The sequence below is a fragment of the Methylocaldum marinum genome, from assembly GCF_003584645.1.
In the GTDB taxonomy this organism is placed as follows: Bacteria; Pseudomonadota; Gammaproteobacteria; order Methylococcales; family Methylococcaceae; genus Methylocaldum; species Methylocaldum marinum.
Genome location: NZ_AP017928.1, coordinates 820,736 through 837,527 on the forward strand (window position 1 = coordinate 820,736; position 16,792 = coordinate 837,527).

The following is a 16,792-nucleotide window of genomic DNA, read 5'->3' on the forward strand; positions in this document are numbered from 1 at the left end:
GCGGCTGGTTCGGGAATCCGGCTGTTCGACGGCGAACACCCACGGCGTTTCCGGGCTAAAGCGCATGCGTCAATGGGTCCGAACGTCATCGCTACGGGGAACGCAGCGGCGGCCCGGGTTTTCTAACAACTAGCGGGTAATACACCCGATCCAGGACCGAACCGGGGCGATGGAAACTCTACAGGACCTGATTCGACAGCTCGGCGGACATGGCGGGAAGCCCGCGCTCACGGCATTTTTCAAAAAACGCGTCGAAACCTGGAGCTTCGGGAGGCTTGCCGGCTACGCGCACCGCCTGGCGCCGGGACTCGGCGCACAGGATCTGCGTCCGGGAGATACCGTGGGGCTCTTCGCGCCCAATAGCCCGGAATGGGTGGCCGCTTGTCTCGGCTCGATCGAGGCAGGCATGGTTCCCGTCCTGATCGATGCTCAGATGGGCGACGAGGATCTCCGGCACGTGGTGGCGGATAGCGGAATGCGTTGGGTGTTTACGACGCGGCGCGGGCTTCAGCGTTTGGAGCGTTTGAATCCGGAGCACAATCTCCGGCCGATTCTGCTGGATGCGGACCCGGATGACGCCCGGGATTGGCGGCGTTACTGCTCTGCTGCGGAAAGTACGGCCGCTCGGGCGGTAGCGGATGATATCGCCGTTCTGTTCTACACCTCCGGCACGACCGGCGCTCCCAAAGGGGTGCCGCTGAGCCACCGAAATCTCGTAGCCAATCTCCAAGCCATACTCGATCTCGAGGTCGTCCGAGCGCGGGAACGCTTTCTGTTGCCGCTGCCGCTGCACCATGTCTACGCCTTCACCATAGGCTTGCTCACGCCTTTGGCCGCGGGCGTTCCCGTCATTTTTCCCCAGTCGCTCACCGGTCCCGAGCTGTTGCGTGCGCTGAAGGAAGGCAAGGCCACCTTCCTGGCGGGCGTTCCCCGCATGTACGAGTCCTTGTTCGAGGGGATCGAGACCCGGGTGCGGCAGCGCGGGCGCCTGGCGGAATGCTTGTTTCATCATGGCCTGAATCTCGCGGTCGCCTTGCGCAGGCATTCCGAAATCGCCATCGGCCGCAGCGTGTTCGCGCCCCTGCATCGCGAGTTCGCTCCGGATCTTCGAATGTTGCTGTGCGGCGGCGCGATGCTCGCGCCCGATCTGGCTTTCAGGCTGACTGGCCTGGGATTCGACCTGGCGACCGGTTACGGCCTGACCGAGACCTCGCCGGTGCTGACTTTCAATGTGCCCGGCCGAGCCCGCTTCGATACGGCCGGAGCGCCGCTGCCCGGTGTCGAGATCCGCATCGCGGAGCCCGAGCCGCCGGCCGAATATGGCGAGGTACTGGCCAAGGGGCCCAACGTATTCGCCGGATATCGCAACCTGCCGGACAAGACCCGCGAGGCGTTTACCGCGAACGGGTTCTTCCGCACCGGCGATCTCGGCTATCTCGAGGACGGCTACCTGCATTTGGTCGGACGCTCCTCCGAAATGATCGTGCTGCCCGGCGGGGAAAATATTCGACCCGAGTACGTCGAGGAGGCTTTGAGCCGGGGTTCGTATATCAAGGAGGCCGCCGTTCTGGAACAAAAGGGCCGGCTGGCGGTACTGATCGTACCGGCGCCGGCGGCGACCCGAGAGGGCGGGGATGTCGAGGCGCTGATCAGGAAGGACATCGAGTCGCAATCCCGGCGCTTGCCTTCACACCATCGAATCGGCGATTTCGCCATCACGCCGGACCCGTTGCCACGAACCCACCTCGGCAAGCTGCGCCGGTTCGAGCTGGACGAGATTTTCCGGACCGCCAAACGGAAGGGAGAAGCCGCCGCCGGGGAGACCGGTCCGCTGCCGTTCGAGCGGATGGCGCCGGAAGACCGGCAATTGCTGGAGGAACCGAATGCCCTCCGGATCTGGAACTGGCTGGCCGAACGTTTTCCCGATGTGCGCCTGATGCCGGATACAAACCTCCAAATCGACCTGGGCGTGGATTCGCTCGAATGGTTGAGCTTGGGCCTGGAGATGGGCGCCGACACCGGGGTGGAACTTGACGAGGAGGCCATGGGCCGCGTGCAGACCGTTCGTGACCTGGTGCGAGAAGGTGCCGAGACCAGCGGCGGAGCGGAGGGCGTACCCAAAGATCCCTTGGTTCGATTATCTCGGCCCGATGCATTGCTCGACCCGGATCAGCGTCGCTGGATCGAGCCTCCGGGCACCTGGTCCAGCGCGTTGGGCATTCTTTTGTTCGGTTTCGACCGATGGCTGATGGAACGTGCGTTCGGCGTGAACGCGGAAGGCCTGGACGAGCTGCCGGTGAACCAGCCGTTCATCCTGGTTCCGAACCATGTCAGCTATCTCGACCCCATGGCGATCGCCGCGGTTCTGCCGCGGGAGCAACTGCTCAGAACGTGCTGGGCCGGTTTTACCGGAGTCATGTTCAAGAACGCCCTGATGCGCCAGGTCAGCCGTTCGACCGGCACTTTCCCGGTGGATCCACGCCGCGGCGCCCTGGCCAGTCTTGCCCTGGGCGTGCTGGCGCTCAGGCGCGGCAATAATCTGGTGTGGTTCGCGGAAAGCAGCCGTTCCGCGAGCGGCGAGCTACAGCCTTTCGAGTCCGGAATCGGGCTGCTGCTGCGGGCGGTGAGCGTGCCGGCAGTACCGCTCTGGATCGGCGGTAGCTACACGGCGCTGCCGGTGGGGAGCTGGGTACCCCGCTTCAGGCCGATCGAACTCCGCTTCGGATCGCCGGCGACGGCGGAAGAACTGGAGCAGGAAGGGCAGGGCGAGCATCCGGACCAGCGCATTGCCGCGGCACTGCGTGACCGCGTCGCCCGCCTGGGTTCGCGAGCACGTGCCATTTGAGCCGGGAAAGGCAGCGGGCGCATGGCCAAGGTCATGAACGTGGAGAAACAGATCTGGGATGTCGAGGGGTTCGCGGTGCGCATTCTCCACCTCGACGGCCGGGACGTGCGCGGCGACCGCATGGGCTTGCCGCCGTATCCCTTCGGATCGCCTTCGAAGAACGACTTGAGCGTGGAAAAGTGGAAGACGACGCGTTTTCGCCAGACTTATCCGGGCTTTCAGGTGGAGGTCATCGACTCGGACGGTGCTGCGGTACACGGGAATACCCGGCTCGGCACCGTAAGGGATACCTATTTGGACGCGGAGTAGCGCGCATGATCGGGTTTCCGATCGGGAGGCAATCCTGTTTTTGGAGTCCGTCAAATCGGGAGGGCTTTCGCATTTATCCTATCTCTTGGGCGATGAAAGCGCCGGGGTTTGCGCCGTCATCGACCCGCGCCGGGATGTCGAAATCTATCTGGGCAGCATGCTCGCATGGAAAGCGGCGGGGTATCCGCTCGAATGAGACAAACCTGAAGCGTTTTCATCTCACTCAAACGGCATGACAGGCTTGGCGGAAGTCCTTGGCGCCTTCGGTCAGGGCAGATCGACGCAAGCCTTCTTAGGTCGGCCATCCTTTGCCGACGAACCATTGGTCCGACGGCGGCTACGAATACTTCCGCATAAAGTCACACATTGGAAGAACCACGGTTTTTCGAGGCGACCATGCGCTGAACGGCGAAAACCGAGCCCATTCGAATGCATGCATCACCCCTTCGGCCTGTTTCGGGGACGCTCCTCGCCCGGTCCATCCTGTCAGCTCTAGCTTACAGAAAAATCGTCTCCGGACTACAAGCTTTTTTCGCGCGTATGCCAGAAGATACATGGGTTTAGAGTCCGTCGGTTCAAGCGGGGCCGGTCGACGACACGCTTCAAATCCAGTTGAGGCATCTCCTTGCGCGGAAATAAGAACGCCGTTGTTCGGAAATATAAGCTATAGGCCCGATCGGATTACACCTACCTAAGGGCACCTCGAAAAACCCTGAATTTTGATGAAAACCCGGCTCTAATTTTTTGACCGGGCGGGCACACGAGCCGACTCCCTCACGCTCTTGTCGCCATTTCACTTTTCATTTTCCCCGAATCGCCCGCGTTGGGGGCCTTTCGGGCGAGGGTGGGCCTCAAAAGGCCACGACACCCGCCTGTTTCAGGTAAACCAGCCGCTTCAGGTTATAGCTGGCCGCCATCATCGTCATGGCAAAGTTCGCCCTCGCCTGGCCGATGGTGCGAATAAACTTGCCGCCCATTTGTGCGATGGCGGCGAAGGGATGCTCGACCCGTGCTCGGACCCGGGCGATGCGTTGATTACGTTGTTTCTGCCGTTCGGACAGCGGATGGTTGCGCTGGCCCTTGCGCTGGATGTGGTTGCGATAACCCGCTTCCTGGAGCTGGGCTTCCCGTTCCGCACTCGGATAGCCCTTGTCGGCATAGACGTCCCGGCTGGTGTTGCTAGTGTTCAACACCGCCTCAAAGTGCTGGCTGTCATGAGTAGCGGCGGTGCCGGTCTCGATCTTGCGGATAACCTTGTAGCGCTTGTCCACGTTGATGGAGAGCTTGTAGCCGTGGTGGCTCTTGCCGTGCTTCTTGGTCCAGGTGGCGTCCAGGTCTTTTTGCCGCCGCTTGGCCGGGCTCCAGTCCGCCGGCATCGCGCCTTCCTTCAGCATCTCCTTATCGTCCTTGCTGAAGTGCTGCTTTGGCGCAGGCACCAGGGTGGCGTCGATGATATGCCCCCCGCGGGCGATGTAGCCATGCTTGAGCAACTGCCGCTCGATGCCGTCGAACAGCGCCTGGGCGCCGACCTCGCCGATGCGGTTCTCGAAGGTCCACATCGTGGTGCGGTCCGGGATGCTGGCCGAGTCCATCAGCCCGCAGAAGCGCTGGTAACTCATCCGATCAAGCAACTGGTATTCCATCTGCTCGTCCGAGAGATTGTTGACCCGCTTGAGAAACAGGATGCGCACCATCGTTTCGGTGGGAAACGGCGGACGACCGCCTTGCGGGCTGACCGGTCGGGGCGCCGCCTGATCCACGTCCGCGGCAAGCGCCGCAAAGTCGATGTGGGTCTCGAAGGCCACCAGCGGATCGCCCATCCGGTCGATCTTCTGCTTGCGCAAATCGGCCGCAAACAGATCGGGTTTGATCGCGCTCTTCGGAGACTTTGGCATCTTCGGTTTGGTCATGTCTGGGACTCAACACACTGATTGGCTACAGGTCCTATTTTACCGGGCGCGCGCAGACCAAGGAGGTTTTTCGAGGTGCCCCTAAAAACAATGCCAATCCAATAAGGACTTCTATGACCAATAGAGTTGTTTTAGATGCTAAACAATTGTAAATCAACAGATTCTGTAGTTCCAAAGCCCGGCGGAAAGTGAGAAAAAATAATCCACGAAGTGACCCAGATGATTTCTAATCCGATGCATCATGCAGTGGAGGAACTTCATGCCACCGATGGCATGCTCAACGATGACCCGCGTGGCGGCTTGTTTTCTGTTCTGTTTCTTCTGCTCAGGCGTCAATGTCGGATTAGGGTTTTTCTTGGATTTTCTAGGTTTCTTGTGGGGTAGATATATTTGGGTACTTTGATAATCTTTGTCCGCGCCCAGAAATCCTAAGTCAAGCCATAAATTGACCTTCTCGAACCACGCTGAACCCGGCGTGAAGACGTCTTTCATGAGTGTGTAGTCATGTACGCTGCCTGCCACAATGCAACACAAAAACAATATCCTTCGATTAAAGTCGGAGATTACGAGGGATTTGAGCGTATGTCTTTTTTTTTTCCGCTGTAATGCTTTTCCTGTTCAGTTTCATCTTGGGGTCGAACGCAAGCGACCTCCACGCCATCGATCGCTATGTTCTTATATTGATCAATGAGTTGAGAGAATTCTTCTGGGGTTGTTAGCGTGCGCTCCGGCATGACGTTGAGGTTTGTCAACGCTCGCACTAAAACCGGCAGCAACCGGTCGATGTGGGCATGGGCATGTCCGCCACTAAAACCGAAATGAAAGCCCAGAACGTCAAAAGTGGGATAGGTTTTCAGATAGTACAAAGCGAAAAACAGCTTTTTCTCGTAAGAATCAAGATAACCTTTAGGGCCGCCCTGTTTGACGTGTTTTATCTCGCCCTTTTCGACACGCTCTCGATCGATGGCGAGAGCGGCCGACTCGAATACTTTGACGAGGGCTGTGAACTTCGCCTTGGGCATTCCAATCAACGATGCCACGATGCGGTCATCGGTTATTTGGCTAAATTTGTCGTAGATCATGGAAGGTTTTTATATTCGGATTTGTTTGAGAAACAAGTGGGCTATCAATACCATGCATTAGCATCAGGTACAACTCTACTGGGTATCAGACCGGTGTCAGCGAGGATTCGAAATACATAGCATATGGTGGCGAGGTATACGATACCTCGGCTAATAAGCTTTTGGCGGAACCCGCTAACCATGCTGTTCAGAGTGCACTACAATTTATCGGTAACGACCATGTCTTATCCGCAGGGTATTGGGATCGATCCGTTATCATCAGAAATGTGACGAACGAGAACCGCACGAGGTGGAGAACCAAGGGCCGGATAACCAGCGCGGCTGCCATTGATGATTTTATATTGATAGGCACTGTGGATGGCGACTGTTACGTTTGGTCTATTGCGGAAGATAAACCGAGGCACGCAATAACGGGCTGGGGAAGTGTTGACTTATTGGCGACACATCCTCGTGAACCCTTGTTTGCGGTTGGCCGGGAAAAGGTCGCGAGCGTTTACTCGCTCAGACCATTCAAGAAATTGTTTGACATAAAATCAAGCGGCTTAATAGGGGCCATCACGATCTCGGATAATAGACATTATCGGAAACCACCTTTCATAACCGGAACAGAGGAAAAGGCCGGCTATCAATAACTCTGGTTTCGGCAGTAGCTCCTGTAATTGTGCAGGCCGCAGGCCAATTCAATGACGACATCGTCGTAGCCTTCCTTGGTGTTCCTGAACACGTCTTTGACGACGCGGCACCGCTTGATTCCCGAGATGATGTGTTCGATGATCACGCGGATGCTTGAGTGGAGCCGGTTAGCCTCCTGGTCGTCGGCCGAAAGCCGGCCGTTGCGCGGCCTCTTCTTCGGCTGGTGGACTGTGACATTCGCCAGTTCGTGTCCCTGGAAGCCGCTGTCGCGATACAGCTCGACGCCGTCGGGGAACCGGGGCCCTTCTTCGTCGCAGATCTTCTTGTCGTGCTTCTTGCCCTCATGGGTCGAGCCCAAGTACTTGACCTGCCTGTCCTCCAGGCCGCCGACAAGGTTGTTCTTCACGGTGTGGCATTTTTTTTACCGCTGTAGTGGATGCGTTGCCCCAGGTCGTTGACGGGGCGGTTGATGCGCCTTTCCGTCCCGTCTATGCCCAAGTCCTGCCGCGTCTCCTGCTCCAGCCTGGACAGCATCTCCTCGGTGAGCCGGGCGGGCTTGTGCCCGCGGGCGTCAAGTGTCTTGTTGAGCACCCTGCTCAACAGGTGGATCGTGAAGTTGGCCCGGGGTTGGCTCATGCCGAACAGATGCGCGATGACCTCTTGCAGAGGGTAGGTCTTCAGATAGAACAGGATGAACAGCAGCCGGTCGGCCATGCTCGCGATAATCGGCGGACGCCCTCCTTTAGTCAGGTTCCTGCCGGTTTCTTCGTCCCCTGTCGCCGCAAAAGAAACCAAGAGTTCCTCAAACTCGGAGGCCTTCAGACTGGTCATGGCCATCAATGTCCTCGGCTTTTGCTTCACGTCTTCGTAGGAAACCATACTATACTCTTGCCCTTAGTTCTCTTCGTTATTCAATGACAGACTGCCATGCTAGTTTCCGATAATGTCTAATGGCCTAATTGCTATTGGCGAATATAACGGAACCATTCAGATATGGGATATTAATAAGAAAGAACTTGTTGGAACCCATGGCGTTGAAAATGACCCCATTCTTGCTTTAGCCATAGATCCCAGGACATCCAATATGGTCGCCGGCACTAAAAAGGGCAAGTTATTTTTGTTGAAGGCGAACATGGAAAGAGATGGGGGGATTCCTTGACCGCCTGGCGGCAGCACATGGATCGAGCCACGCTTACGAACAAGCATGTTGTAGGATGCGGTGAGGGACGAACCGCATCGTTCGAGGAGCGATTGTTTCAGCTACGAATTCTGACGTGACGGCGGCCCTGGCAACAGGTTCCTTAGGTGAACCGGGCGGAGCCGTCCATGGCTCGTCCCGGTCGTCGGCGCGAAAGCGTTCCGTCCTGGCCGCTTGCGCCTAGGCTATGACGGGTTCCGCGGTGGCCTTAGGCTGAGAGACTTCCTTGACGACTTCCGCGGTTTGCTGGGTCGGGGCACGCCGGGCGATATCCGCCTGCGAGACCATTCCACAACATCGGCCGCCTTGATCAGCCACGGGTACGCGCCGGATTCGGTGCTCCTCCATGATCTTGCAGCACTCTTCCAGCGAGGTTTCGGGCGTTACCGTCACGCAGGGGCTCGACATGCATTCCCGGGTTCTCATGCTCATAGGGTCCTTGCCCTGGGCCAGGCTCCGGCAGACGATGTCACGGTCGGTGACCACACCGACCAGCCGCATCGATTCCTCGTTTTCAACCACCGGAATCTCGCCGCAGTCATGCTGAACCATCATTCGCGCAACGCCTTCCAAACCGGTGTCCGGGGTACAGCAGACCGGGTTGGGGGTCATGATTTCTTTAACTTCCATGGGGTTTCCCTCCGTCTTCGAGTTTTCATTTTACTGCCGATCAAAACCGCACACGTGCGGTCCGTTAACAATCGGACAGGCGGTGCTGAAGAAGGTTCGGCGCGCTGCCGTGTAGCCGTGGCCCTCCGTTTTACTTGCGGATGATCATAAGGCGCGTTTCCTCCTTGCGACGGGTTCGGCCGGCTGCCCGGACAGCACCGTTTCCGAGCAATTCCCGTCTTTTGCGGCCATGGACGGCCCGCGCGGGCGAGCGACGCCATGGTGAAAATGACGAGGTGGCGCGGTCAGCGGATTTCTTCGCTGCAATCGTTCGACGAGATCCAGGACGCGGTTCAGCTTGGCACGATCCGCGTGTGGGTCGAGATAGATCACGTCGGCCGCGTCCAATAAGCGTTGAATCAATTCTGGATGGTGGCACAGGCGACGTTTTCGGAGCGCCATTGTTTCCCTCTGGTTTCAAGAATGCAATTAAAAACATAAATACAACAAGCCGCTAGACTTTCGGTGTCGTGGGTGTTCGGAAATTCGGCAGCAGGAGATCCGATACGTCTGCAGGGCGAGGAGAAGACAATCTCAGCGCTATGCCGACTTTCCGTACCTGCACGCCCCTGCGGGTAAAGTTTCGACGCCGAGTTTTTCGGGATATCGACCGAGCCGAGTAGGCTGTACCGAATCGTCAACCGACACCGTCGATCCGGGCTCCGATTTAAAGATAGCATTTCGGCATTCCAGCGTACTTGAACCCAGTCACGAATCCCCGTTCACGCAGCTGCTCAGATCATCGCTCCTGAAGATGACATATACGAGTTCGCACGTATTTTTTCTCACTCAAGCTTGCGGTTTTAATAAAGTTCACTCGAAAGGGCGGTAGGGAAGCGGTATTCGAGCATCGAAAAAGGGATGTCGAGTCGCCCCCCAGGAAGGGATAGGCCGACATCCCGCTCGGAACGGACAAAAAAAGTCGTGGTAACCCCGCTGCCGTTAAGGATTTCAGCAATTCGCGGAGACCTGCTCGCGAGGAGCTGCTTCTCGGCAAAATGAAATAGTCCATTTCCCGTGCGTTGGCCAAAAAGTTACGGTCATCGCGCGATTCTCCGGCGCTGGGGTCGACAGCAGGGAATCAACTTCCGACCAAGCCGTAACGGGAAATCTTCTGGTAAAGCGTCGAACGGGCAATGCCGAGTATGCGGGCGGCGCGCGACATATTGCCCTGACACTGGCTCAAGACGTCTTTGATGCGCTGGGATTCCAGTGCCGCCAAGCTTCCCTCGCTGCCGGGGTGCGCTGAGTTCTGTATGCAAGACTCCTTGCGATGGGTTTCCTCGATAAAATCCGGGGGTAGATCGGCCAGCGAAAGCGCCGGCCCCGTTGCGACGAATAAGGCGCTGCGCAGTACATTGCGCAATTGGCGCAGATTGCCGGGCCAGGGATGCCTTTCGAACAAGCGCAGCACGTCGGCGCAGAGACCGCGCACCGGGCTGTCGGTTTCGGCCAATTCCTGCACAAACATGGACTGGATGATTTCCAGCCGGTCCGAACGTTCGCGTAGCGGCGGCAAATGCAGGCGCGCGCCGTTCAGCCGGTAATACAGATCGCGGCGGAAGGTCCCTCGGTCTATGGCTTCGTGCAGGTTGACGTTGGTGGCGGCGATTACCTGAACGTCGACGCGGATCGGCTCGGTACCGCCCACGGGCACGAATTCTCCGGTTTCCAGCGCGCGCAGCAGAGTGGCCTGCAGATCGAAACTCATATCGCCGATTTCGTCCAGAAACAGGATGCCGCCGTCGGCCAGGCGGAACTTGCCGGGTTTGCCGCGGGTACGCGCACCGGTAAAACTGCCGGCCTCGTAGCCGAACAGCTCGCTTTCGATCAGATCCTTGGGGATGGAGGCGCAGTTCAAGGCAATCAACGGGCGGTCACGGCGCGGACCCAGGCGATGTGCGTAACGGACCAGATATTCCTTGCCGGTCCCCGATTCGCCGCTGATGAGCAGCGGGATGCGGCGGCGCTGGAGCATGACGGCCTTGTCCAGAAGACTCTGGACGGCGCCGTCGCAAATCAGCCCGTCGTCTCCCGCCGGAATGCTTCCGGACACCGGCAGCGATAACGGACAGGACTCGCGGGCGAGTTTCGGCTCACCGAGCGTCTGGTGTTGCTTCCACGATTCGGACAGGATACGCCCTGCCAGGCGCAAGAAGCTCAATAGCGCTCCACCGGTGCCGCGCTGGTCCGATACCACCCCGAGCACCAGCGCTTCCCCATCCGGTTTCGGTAGCGGATATCCGGCGGTAACCAGTCCGTGCAGGCGTCTGGAAAAATGTTCGCGGCCGTCGAATGCCACGCCTTTCTGCAGGGTCAGCGCACTGCCTATGCCGTTGTTGCCGAGCACTTCCTCGCGCCAGTCCGCACCCAGGCGCAAGAGCTGCCGTCCCGGGGGGGAATGAGCCAGTCCGCGGTCCAGCAGGTTGACCAGGCGGCCGCTACTGTCGGCGATGACCAGGCTTGCCTGGGTTTCCGCCAGATATTCGAAAAGTTCGGAGGCGAGATCCGGAACCAGCGGCAACGCGCCGGGGAATACCGCGTCGTCGCGGTGGACGCGGCAGGGCTGGGCTTCAGCCGCGTCGTATCCCAGCGGAAGATGATATTGCTCCAGGCAACGGTGCCAGGCATCGGCCACTTCCAGGCGCACCCAATCCAGTGCTTCCGGCCAGACGCCGCTTTGGCACATCCATTCCCAAGCCTGGTTGGGACGGCCGGGAACGGCTATCGACGAGGCCCGGGCCGATAGCGCCGCTTCGGGCCTGGTGGCGGGGTTGGCGGTGTTTAGCATGTCGGATCCTTCGGCGAATGAATTAGGTGATTGCACGAAACACCCCGCACCACGGCAGTGGCCGGGAACCCGCATAACCTAACTTGTGCGCCGGAGGTGCAAGAGAAGACGAGCTTCGCGCAGCCGCCGGATGATCCCCTCTTGTAGCACGATCGCCATCGATCCCGCAGTGGGGGTTACATTTGTCGATGTATAACAACAAGGTCAGAGGGGGTCAATGTGGCCGATTGTCACACGGGGTCAGGAAACGGCGGGCCGAGGCGCGGTGGAGATCGGAACGCGGGAGCGTTCGGCCGGTGCCCGACGTATCGGGTGCGCACCGAGCCGAACGAGGAGCGGCGTGAGTTCAGCCGCGAGGGTCTTCGCGGGTGGCGGCCGCCCATTCGGCGACGGCCTCGGCGTCCGGAAGGCGTTCTGCCATGGGTTGCCGGTAGACGACGGCTTCCGTGGCGATGACGGTGCCGGCGATGCCGGCGGCGTTTTCCAAGGCCAGGCGAGTGACCTTGACCGGGTCCACGATGCCCAGTTCCCACAGATCACCGAAACAGCGGCGGCCGGCATCGAAGCCGTAGGCGCAGTCGTCGACGGCCAGGACCGCGGCAACTATCGCTTCGGCGTTCATGCCGGCGTTGGCGGCGATACGGCGCAGCGGTTCGGCGAGCGCTGCCCGCACGATGTCCAGTCCGCGTTGCCTGTCGGGGTCGTCGAAGCACAACTCGTCGAGCACGGAACGCGTGGCCAGCAGTCCGATGCCGCCGCCCGGCAGGACGCCTTCCTCGCGGGCTGCGCAGATGGCTTTGTAGGCATTTTCCACCCGCCCGAGGCGTTCCCTGATCGCGAGATCGGTCACGCCGCCCACTTCGTACGCCGCCATTCTGCCGCGCAAGAGCTGAGCCCGCTCCTCCAGTTCCTCGCATAGCTGCCGATTCCCGGTGGTCGAGCCATGACCCGGTTTTAGTTCGCCGATCCGGGCGGCCTCGGCTGCGAGTTCGCGAATCCGTGCCTCGATCGCGCTTTGAGCGCCGCGTCCACCGATCAGGGTGGTCGATTCCGCGTCGACGACGGCGAGGTCGGCCTGGCCGAGATCGTCCGGTGTCATCGCCGTCAATTTCGCGCCGTAGATGTCGAGGCAAGCCCGTCCTCCGGTCAGTACGGCCAGATCATCGAGCCGATCCAGCCGCCGGTCGCCATAACCCGGCGGCTTGACGGCCACCGCGCGGAAGTTGCCTCGTACATGATTGAGCAGCAGCGGGGCGAGGGCTTTTTCGGCGATGTTTTCGGCGACGATCAGGAGCGAGCGCGAGCGCTCCGGCACCGCTTCTAGCAGGGGCACGAGGTCCATGAAATCTGCAATTTCGCGATCGTAGAGCAGGATGTAGGGGTTTTCCAGTTCGGCCAGGTTGCGCTCGCGGTCGGTGTTGAAATAAGCCGATAAATAGCCCTGATCCCAGCGGGCGCCTTCGGTTATTTTCAGGCTGTCGTCCAGGTGCCGTCCGGGAGCGATGGTCACCGTACCGTGCGCGCCCACGGCGGCCATGGCATCAAGGATGCGGTCCACGGTCGCCTCATCGTCCTTGCCGGCACTACGGCAGACCTTTCGGTACAGGTCGCGATCCAGCGTGCGCACGGCGCGTTCGCGCAGAGCCGCGGAAACATGGGCAGCCGCCGTTTCGATGCCCTGCCTGAGCGCGGTGGGATGCGCGCCTGCCGCCAAACTCCTGGCGCATCCCTGGGCAATCTTGCGGGCCAGTACGACCGAGGTGGTGGTGCCATCGCCCGCGCGCCTCGAGACTGCTCCGGCAACGTCGCGCAGGATGCGGGCACCAAGGTCTTCCACTGGGTCGTTCAGGGTGATGGCGTGGGCGACGGTGAACCCGTCGCGTGTATAAATGGGCGGGAATCCATCGGTGCGATGCTGGATAACCGCCCCAGGTCCCGAGACGCCCAGCGTGATTTCCACCGCGCGGGCGATTTTGTCGATGCCGCGCAACATCTTCGAACGCGCGGTGTTATTGAATACGATTTGTTTTGCCATGGGTCGGTTCAAGCTGAGTCAAAATTTCGGAACGGCCGGTGTTCGGCGGTTAATCACGTTTCGTTCAAGGCAAGCAGCGTTTTCCCCACAGGGCGGGTGAGGCGCGCACCGCACCGAGCCCGCGAGTTTCCAGCGAGGCTTCCGAGCGCCGTAATCCCTCGAGCAGGGGAGAGGGCCGATGGGATGCGCGGGAAGCTGCGGCGCAACCGTCGTCGGCAGGGGGCGGTCCATGCCTCGAACCGTTGTTATCTCCGGTCCTCCGGTCGGGAATCCGTTCCCGACAGCTTCCCTAAACTTTCGGCGGTGAACGCATCACAGCCTGTCCGGCCAGAGCTCTCGTCGCGTGGATTCGACGTTGCCGCGTCCATAGCCAGAGCAACTCGCGCTCGCGCCAGTCCAGGCTGCGGCGCAGTTCGAGTTCCTCCTGGCGGTCCAGGGTTTGATTCCATAATGCGCGGACTTCCTCCACGCGCGCGGAACCAATGGTGTTCCTGAGGGCGCTTTCGCGTTCCGCCAATTCACCGATGGTGGCGTCCAGCTGTTTCACCATTTCTTCGATAAAACGGATGTCTTCCGGATCAATCGGCATGCTGTTGCCTCGTGCGAATCGGGATGAAACTCACCCGGCTGAATGATGAACGTGCACCACGGTCGGGTCACACGCTTCGCCGCAAGGTCCGGAAGGCAGAAATTTCTCCATATAGATCTGATTTTTGGGAATGCCGAATTCGTCGCATGCGGCGTGCGCCGCGTCCACCATGCCGGGCGGACCGCACAGATAGATGTCCGGCTTGGCACGTAGCTCGCGCAGATCGCGCCGGACGATATCGATGACGCTCCCGCGCTCGCCGTCCCAGGCATGGTCCGGCTGCCACACGCAGATGTGCACCGTGAGGTTATTCATGGCGGATTCGAGCGCCTTCAATGTATCGATACAGAAGACTTCGGCGGCGGTGTTGACGCCGAAATAGATATGGCTTTCCTGTGGCTCGCCGTAGGCGTGCATGTGCCGCACCATGGACAGGACGGGGGCCAGACCGGTACCGCCGGCGACGAAATAGCGCGGCCTGAAGCCGTTTTCCTTGAGCCCGAAAATACCGCCGGGACCCCGCAAGGTGAGCCGTTCACCTTTGGTTATATGGTTTCTCAGGTACTCGGAAAACCGGCCGTCGGGTAACAAGCGGATGAGCAGCTCCAATTCCCCCTCATCGTTGGCGATGTTCGCGGGCGAGTAGGACCGGGTGGGGTTGGTCTCGGCGCCGGGGATTCGGATATCGAAGAACTGCCCGGGGCTGAATCGTACCTTGCGGTCGGAGTTTTGACCGATGCGGCGCAAGTTCAGACACATGACGTTGCAGGAAATCAGCCCGAAATCGACTACTTCGGCTTGAAACTCGGGATTTTCCGCCGCGAACGAGATACGGTCGTAGGTATAGGGAAGTTCGAGCTCGAGATCGCTCTCCGGAAAACAGCGGCACAACAGTACCAGGCCTTCTTCTTCCTCGTCGGGCGGCAAGGCCTGGACGCTGGTTCCCACCAGCTGATAATCGCCCTCCGCGCAATAAGCCTTGCAGGTGGCACAACCGCCCTCGCGGCAGGATGCCATGAGGATGACGTCCTGTCTCAACCCTGCCGAAATGACATTCTCGTCGCTGCGGCATTCAAAAGCGATCTCGTGCCCGTCTTCGGTGACGGCGCGTATTCGATGGACCTTGGACATTCAATGCTCCGTTAAGAGGCCGGTTGGGAAGACGGGGGGAGCGCGGTGTAAAACGCGAGGACATGCTGGACCGAGCGGATCGACGAGCTCAGGCTGATTGAACAGCCTTCCTGCATGACCTGCCCGTCGCGGACGATGACCCAGCGCCAGACACAGTCCATATCTTTCGCGTAGGCTTCGTAGCCGCGCTCGTGCGCGATGAGTTGCCAGTGATGGACGGGTACGAACGGCGTTTCTCCTCGATTGTCTTCCAGCCTTCGCAATTCTTCTATCAGTAAGTCGTTGATATTCATGGTATGGCATTCACTCTCCGTATAGGGTTATCCAGGGGGCGAAGCGATCCGGATAGCGGCTGGCGAGCCGACGCCAGCCGGGGCGGTCAGACTAGCTTGGTCACCACGACCGCCAGCGACGATCCGATCAATATCGCGGCCATCACGATGAGGGTGAGTTTGATGTTCTTGAGTTCGTTGAGCATTAGACGTATTCCTCGTTCGTCCTGGAAAGCGAGCCGATAGGCGTCCTGCGGCTCGACCGCAAGGGGAGACATGCCGGGTCCTTCCACTGGAATCGGCTTATTGGGCCGCATGGCCGAATGTGTTTCCGTTCCGAAAACCGGCGCGTCCCCCTTGGTCGGGATCACTGAACCGATGCAGGCTGCAGATGCACCACTTTCACGCCGCGCTGCTTGCGCAATGTCTCGAGCGGCGTGTCGTAGTAATCGATATCGCGCAGTTCCATCAGCCTGGATCCCAGTTGCCGGTCGGCATCCATAAAATAATTCACCGGCATGACGGGGGGCTTGTAGAGCTGGCGGAACTGGATGTGGACCTTTTCGGCCGCCCATTTGTCGGTGCAGGCGTTTATCTTCGCCAGCCAGGACTCCGCGACCGCCCTGGCGCTTTCGCCGGTGGCGCAATCTTCGAGGAACTGCTGGTCGGTGAAGGCGTGGGCCTTCAGTTGCGCGACTTTTTCCTCGATCCTGTTTTCTATCCAGAGATAATCCAGCTCCAGCTCGTAGGTCGTGCGTAACGGCGTGGTGTGCTTGAGACGGAAATCCTTGAGGAATTCCACGGCTTTATCCAGCTTGTTGAGCTTGCCGATCTTGTCCATCCAGGCGTCGCGGACCGGATTGTCGTGTACGGGGTAATTGGCCATGAACTTCTCCTTCAGGTGCGCAGATCTTCGAGTTTGCGATCCAGCCCCATCAACTCGCTGGTGATGGTGAACTTGTTGCCCAGGGTGTAAGCACGCCCGATGGTTGACGACACGTCCACCAGGAAGTCGTAAACGCTGTAGTCCCGGCCGAGCAGTTCGGTGACTTCGTCGCAATCAACCTCGATCTTGCCGTCCGCCTTCAGCCACCAGTAACCGGCGCGGTCTTCCACCACCAGGGTGGGATTGGCCTTCTTGAACTCGGTCAGCAAGAGTTCGTCGACGATCATGTTGACTTCGTCGGATTTCTTGAGAACCAGAACTACGGTATTGCTTTCGTGGACGACCTGGTTTTCCTCGGCAAAGAACTCGTTGGCGAACTCCTTGCCCTTGAGCTGCATGATCCCGGCGTCATATGCGTTGGCTTTTTGTGCCATGATGGTTT

At 59.5% G+C, this 16,792-nt stretch carries 19 protein-coding genes; 4 read left to right on the forward strand and 15 right to left on the reverse strand.

Features of this window, described 5'->3' with window-relative positions; genetic code table 11:
• The first annotated feature begins 169 nt into the window (after positions 1-169).
• Genes sS8_RS03600 through sS8_RS27910 form a run of 3 tightly spaced genes read left to right on the forward strand, consistent with a single transcriptional unit; the run spans position 170 to position 3,350 of the window.
• Complete coding sequence (locus tag sS8_RS03600) at positions 170-2,845, forward strand: AMP-binding protein (RefSeq protein WP_119628454.1); 2,676 nt, start codon at positions 170-172, stop codon at positions 2,843-2,845.
• 33 nt (positions 2,846-2,878) lie between these two features.
• Positions 2,879-3,154 (forward strand): hypothetical protein, encoded by a 276-nt coding sequence (locus sS8_RS03605; protein ID WP_232020504.1) that lies wholly within the window; start codon positions 2,879-2,881, stop codon positions 3,152-3,154.
• A gap of 40 nt (positions 3,155-3,194) precedes the next feature.
• Positions 3,195-3,350 carry an MBL fold metallo-hydrolase gene (locus sS8_RS27910; protein WP_170160933.1) on the forward strand — a complete coding sequence of 52 codons (156 nt, stop codon included), beginning with the start codon at positions 3,195-3,197 and terminating at the stop codon, positions 3,348-3,350.
• A 655-nt stretch (positions 3,351-4,005) separates the two neighbouring features.
• Here the strand turns inward: sS8_RS27910 and sS8_RS03610 are convergent.
• The 5 genes from sS8_RS03610 to sS8_RS03635 form a co-directional block, all read right to left on the reverse strand.
• Positions 4,006-5,049: an IS5 family transposase gene (locus sS8_RS03610; protein ID WP_119632595.1), complete on the reverse strand. Its 1,044-nt coding sequence runs from the start codon at positions 5,047-5,049 to the stop codon at positions 4,006-4,008.
• A gap of 168 nt (positions 5,050-5,217) precedes the next feature.
• The gene (locus tag sS8_RS03615; RefSeq protein ID WP_119628456.1) at positions 5,218-5,628 is read right to left on the reverse strand and encodes a transposase family protein; all 411 of its coding nucleotides are present in this window, start codon (positions 5,626-5,628) and stop codon (positions 5,218-5,220) included.
• Complete coding sequence (locus sS8_RS03620) at positions 5,628-6,146, reverse strand: helix-turn-helix domain-containing protein (RefSeq protein WP_119628457.1); 519 nt, start codon at positions 6,144-6,146, stop codon at positions 5,628-5,630. The genes sS8_RS03615 and sS8_RS03620 overlap by 1 nt, the downstream gene beginning before the upstream one ends.
• A gap of 625 nt (positions 6,147-6,771) precedes the next feature.
• Positions 6,772-7,185 carry a transposase family protein gene (locus sS8_RS03630; RefSeq protein WP_119628459.1) on the reverse strand — a complete coding sequence of 138 codons (414 nt, stop codon included), beginning with the start codon at positions 7,183-7,185 and terminating at the stop codon, positions 6,772-6,774.
• A complete protein-coding gene (locus sS8_RS03635) occupies positions 7,182-7,658 on the reverse strand; it encodes a helix-turn-helix domain-containing protein (RefSeq protein WP_119628460.1) in 477 nt (158 codons plus the stop codon). Before sS8_RS03635 ends, sS8_RS03630 begins: the two co-directional genes overlap by 4 nt.
• A gap of 64 nt (positions 7,659-7,722) precedes the next feature.
• Here sS8_RS03635 and sS8_RS03640 point away from each other — a divergent pair, with 64 nt between their 5' ends.
• Positions 7,723-7,938 carry a hypothetical protein gene (locus tag sS8_RS03640; protein WP_119628461.1) on the forward strand — a complete coding sequence of 72 codons (216 nt, stop codon included), beginning with the start codon at positions 7,723-7,725 and terminating at the stop codon, positions 7,936-7,938.
• Between the two features lie 219 nt (positions 7,939-8,157).
• Here the strand turns inward: sS8_RS03640 and sS8_RS03645 are convergent, their stop codons facing one another.
• From sS8_RS03645 to mmoB, 10 genes are all read right to left on the reverse strand, one after another.
• Positions 8,158-8,607, reverse strand: a complete 450-nt coding sequence (locus sS8_RS03645) for a CBS domain-containing protein (RefSeq protein ID WP_119628462.1) — start codon at positions 8,605-8,607, stop codon at positions 8,158-8,160.
• 144 nt (positions 8,608-8,751) lie between these two features.
• The gene (locus tag sS8_RS03650) at positions 8,752-9,048 is read right to left on the reverse strand and encodes a hypothetical protein (RefSeq protein WP_119628463.1); all 297 of its coding nucleotides are present in this window, start codon (positions 9,046-9,048) and stop codon (positions 8,752-8,754) included.
• Between the two features lie 679 nt (positions 9,049-9,727).
• Entirely contained in the window at positions 9,728-11,437 is a 1,710-nt protein-coding gene (locus sS8_RS03655; protein ID WP_119628464.1) for a sigma-54-dependent Fis family transcriptional regulator, read from the reverse strand.
• A gap of 346 nt (positions 11,438-11,783) precedes the next feature.
• Positions 11,784-13,472, reverse strand: coding sequence for a chaperonin GroEL (gene groEL / locus sS8_RS03660; protein WP_119628465.1), 1,689 nt, complete (start codon positions 13,470-13,472; stop codon positions 11,784-11,786).
• A 289-nt stretch (positions 13,473-13,761) separates the two neighbouring features.
• Positions 13,762-14,061 (reverse strand): hypothetical protein, encoded by a 300-nt coding sequence (locus sS8_RS03665; protein ID WP_119628466.1) that lies wholly within the window; start codon positions 14,059-14,061, stop codon positions 13,762-13,764.
• Positions 14,062-14,091: 30 nt separating this feature from the next.
• Positions 14,092-15,192: an aromatic/alkene monooxygenase hydroxylase FAD-binding subunit MmoC gene (mmoC, locus tag sS8_RS03670; protein WP_119628467.1), complete on the reverse strand. Its 1,101-nt coding sequence runs from the start codon at positions 15,190-15,192 to the stop codon at positions 14,092-14,094.
• A gap of 11 nt (positions 15,193-15,203) precedes the next feature.
• The gene (mmoD, locus tag sS8_RS29470) at positions 15,204-15,485 is read right to left on the reverse strand and encodes a soluble methane monooxygenase-binding protein MmoD (RefSeq protein WP_119628468.1); all 282 of its coding nucleotides are present in this window, start codon (positions 15,483-15,485) and stop codon (positions 15,204-15,206) included.
• 86 nt (positions 15,486-15,571) lie between these two features.
• Positions 15,572-15,742 (reverse strand): hypothetical protein, encoded by a 171-nt coding sequence (locus tag sS8_RS27915; RefSeq protein ID WP_170160934.1) that lies wholly within the window; start codon positions 15,740-15,742, stop codon positions 15,572-15,574.
• An 89-nt stretch (positions 15,743-15,831) separates the two neighbouring features.
• Positions 15,832-16,350, reverse strand: a complete 519-nt coding sequence (mmoZ, locus tag sS8_RS03685; RefSeq protein ID WP_119628470.1) for an aromatic/alkene monooxygenase hydroxylase subunit gamma — start codon at positions 16,348-16,350, stop codon at positions 15,832-15,834.
• Between the two features lie 11 nt (positions 16,351-16,361).
• Positions 16,362-16,784: a methane monooxygenase regulator MmoB gene (gene mmoB, locus sS8_RS03690; RefSeq protein ID WP_119628471.1), complete on the reverse strand. Its 423-nt coding sequence runs from the start codon at positions 16,782-16,784 to the stop codon at positions 16,362-16,364.
• Positions 16,785-16,792 lie beyond the last annotated feature (8 nt).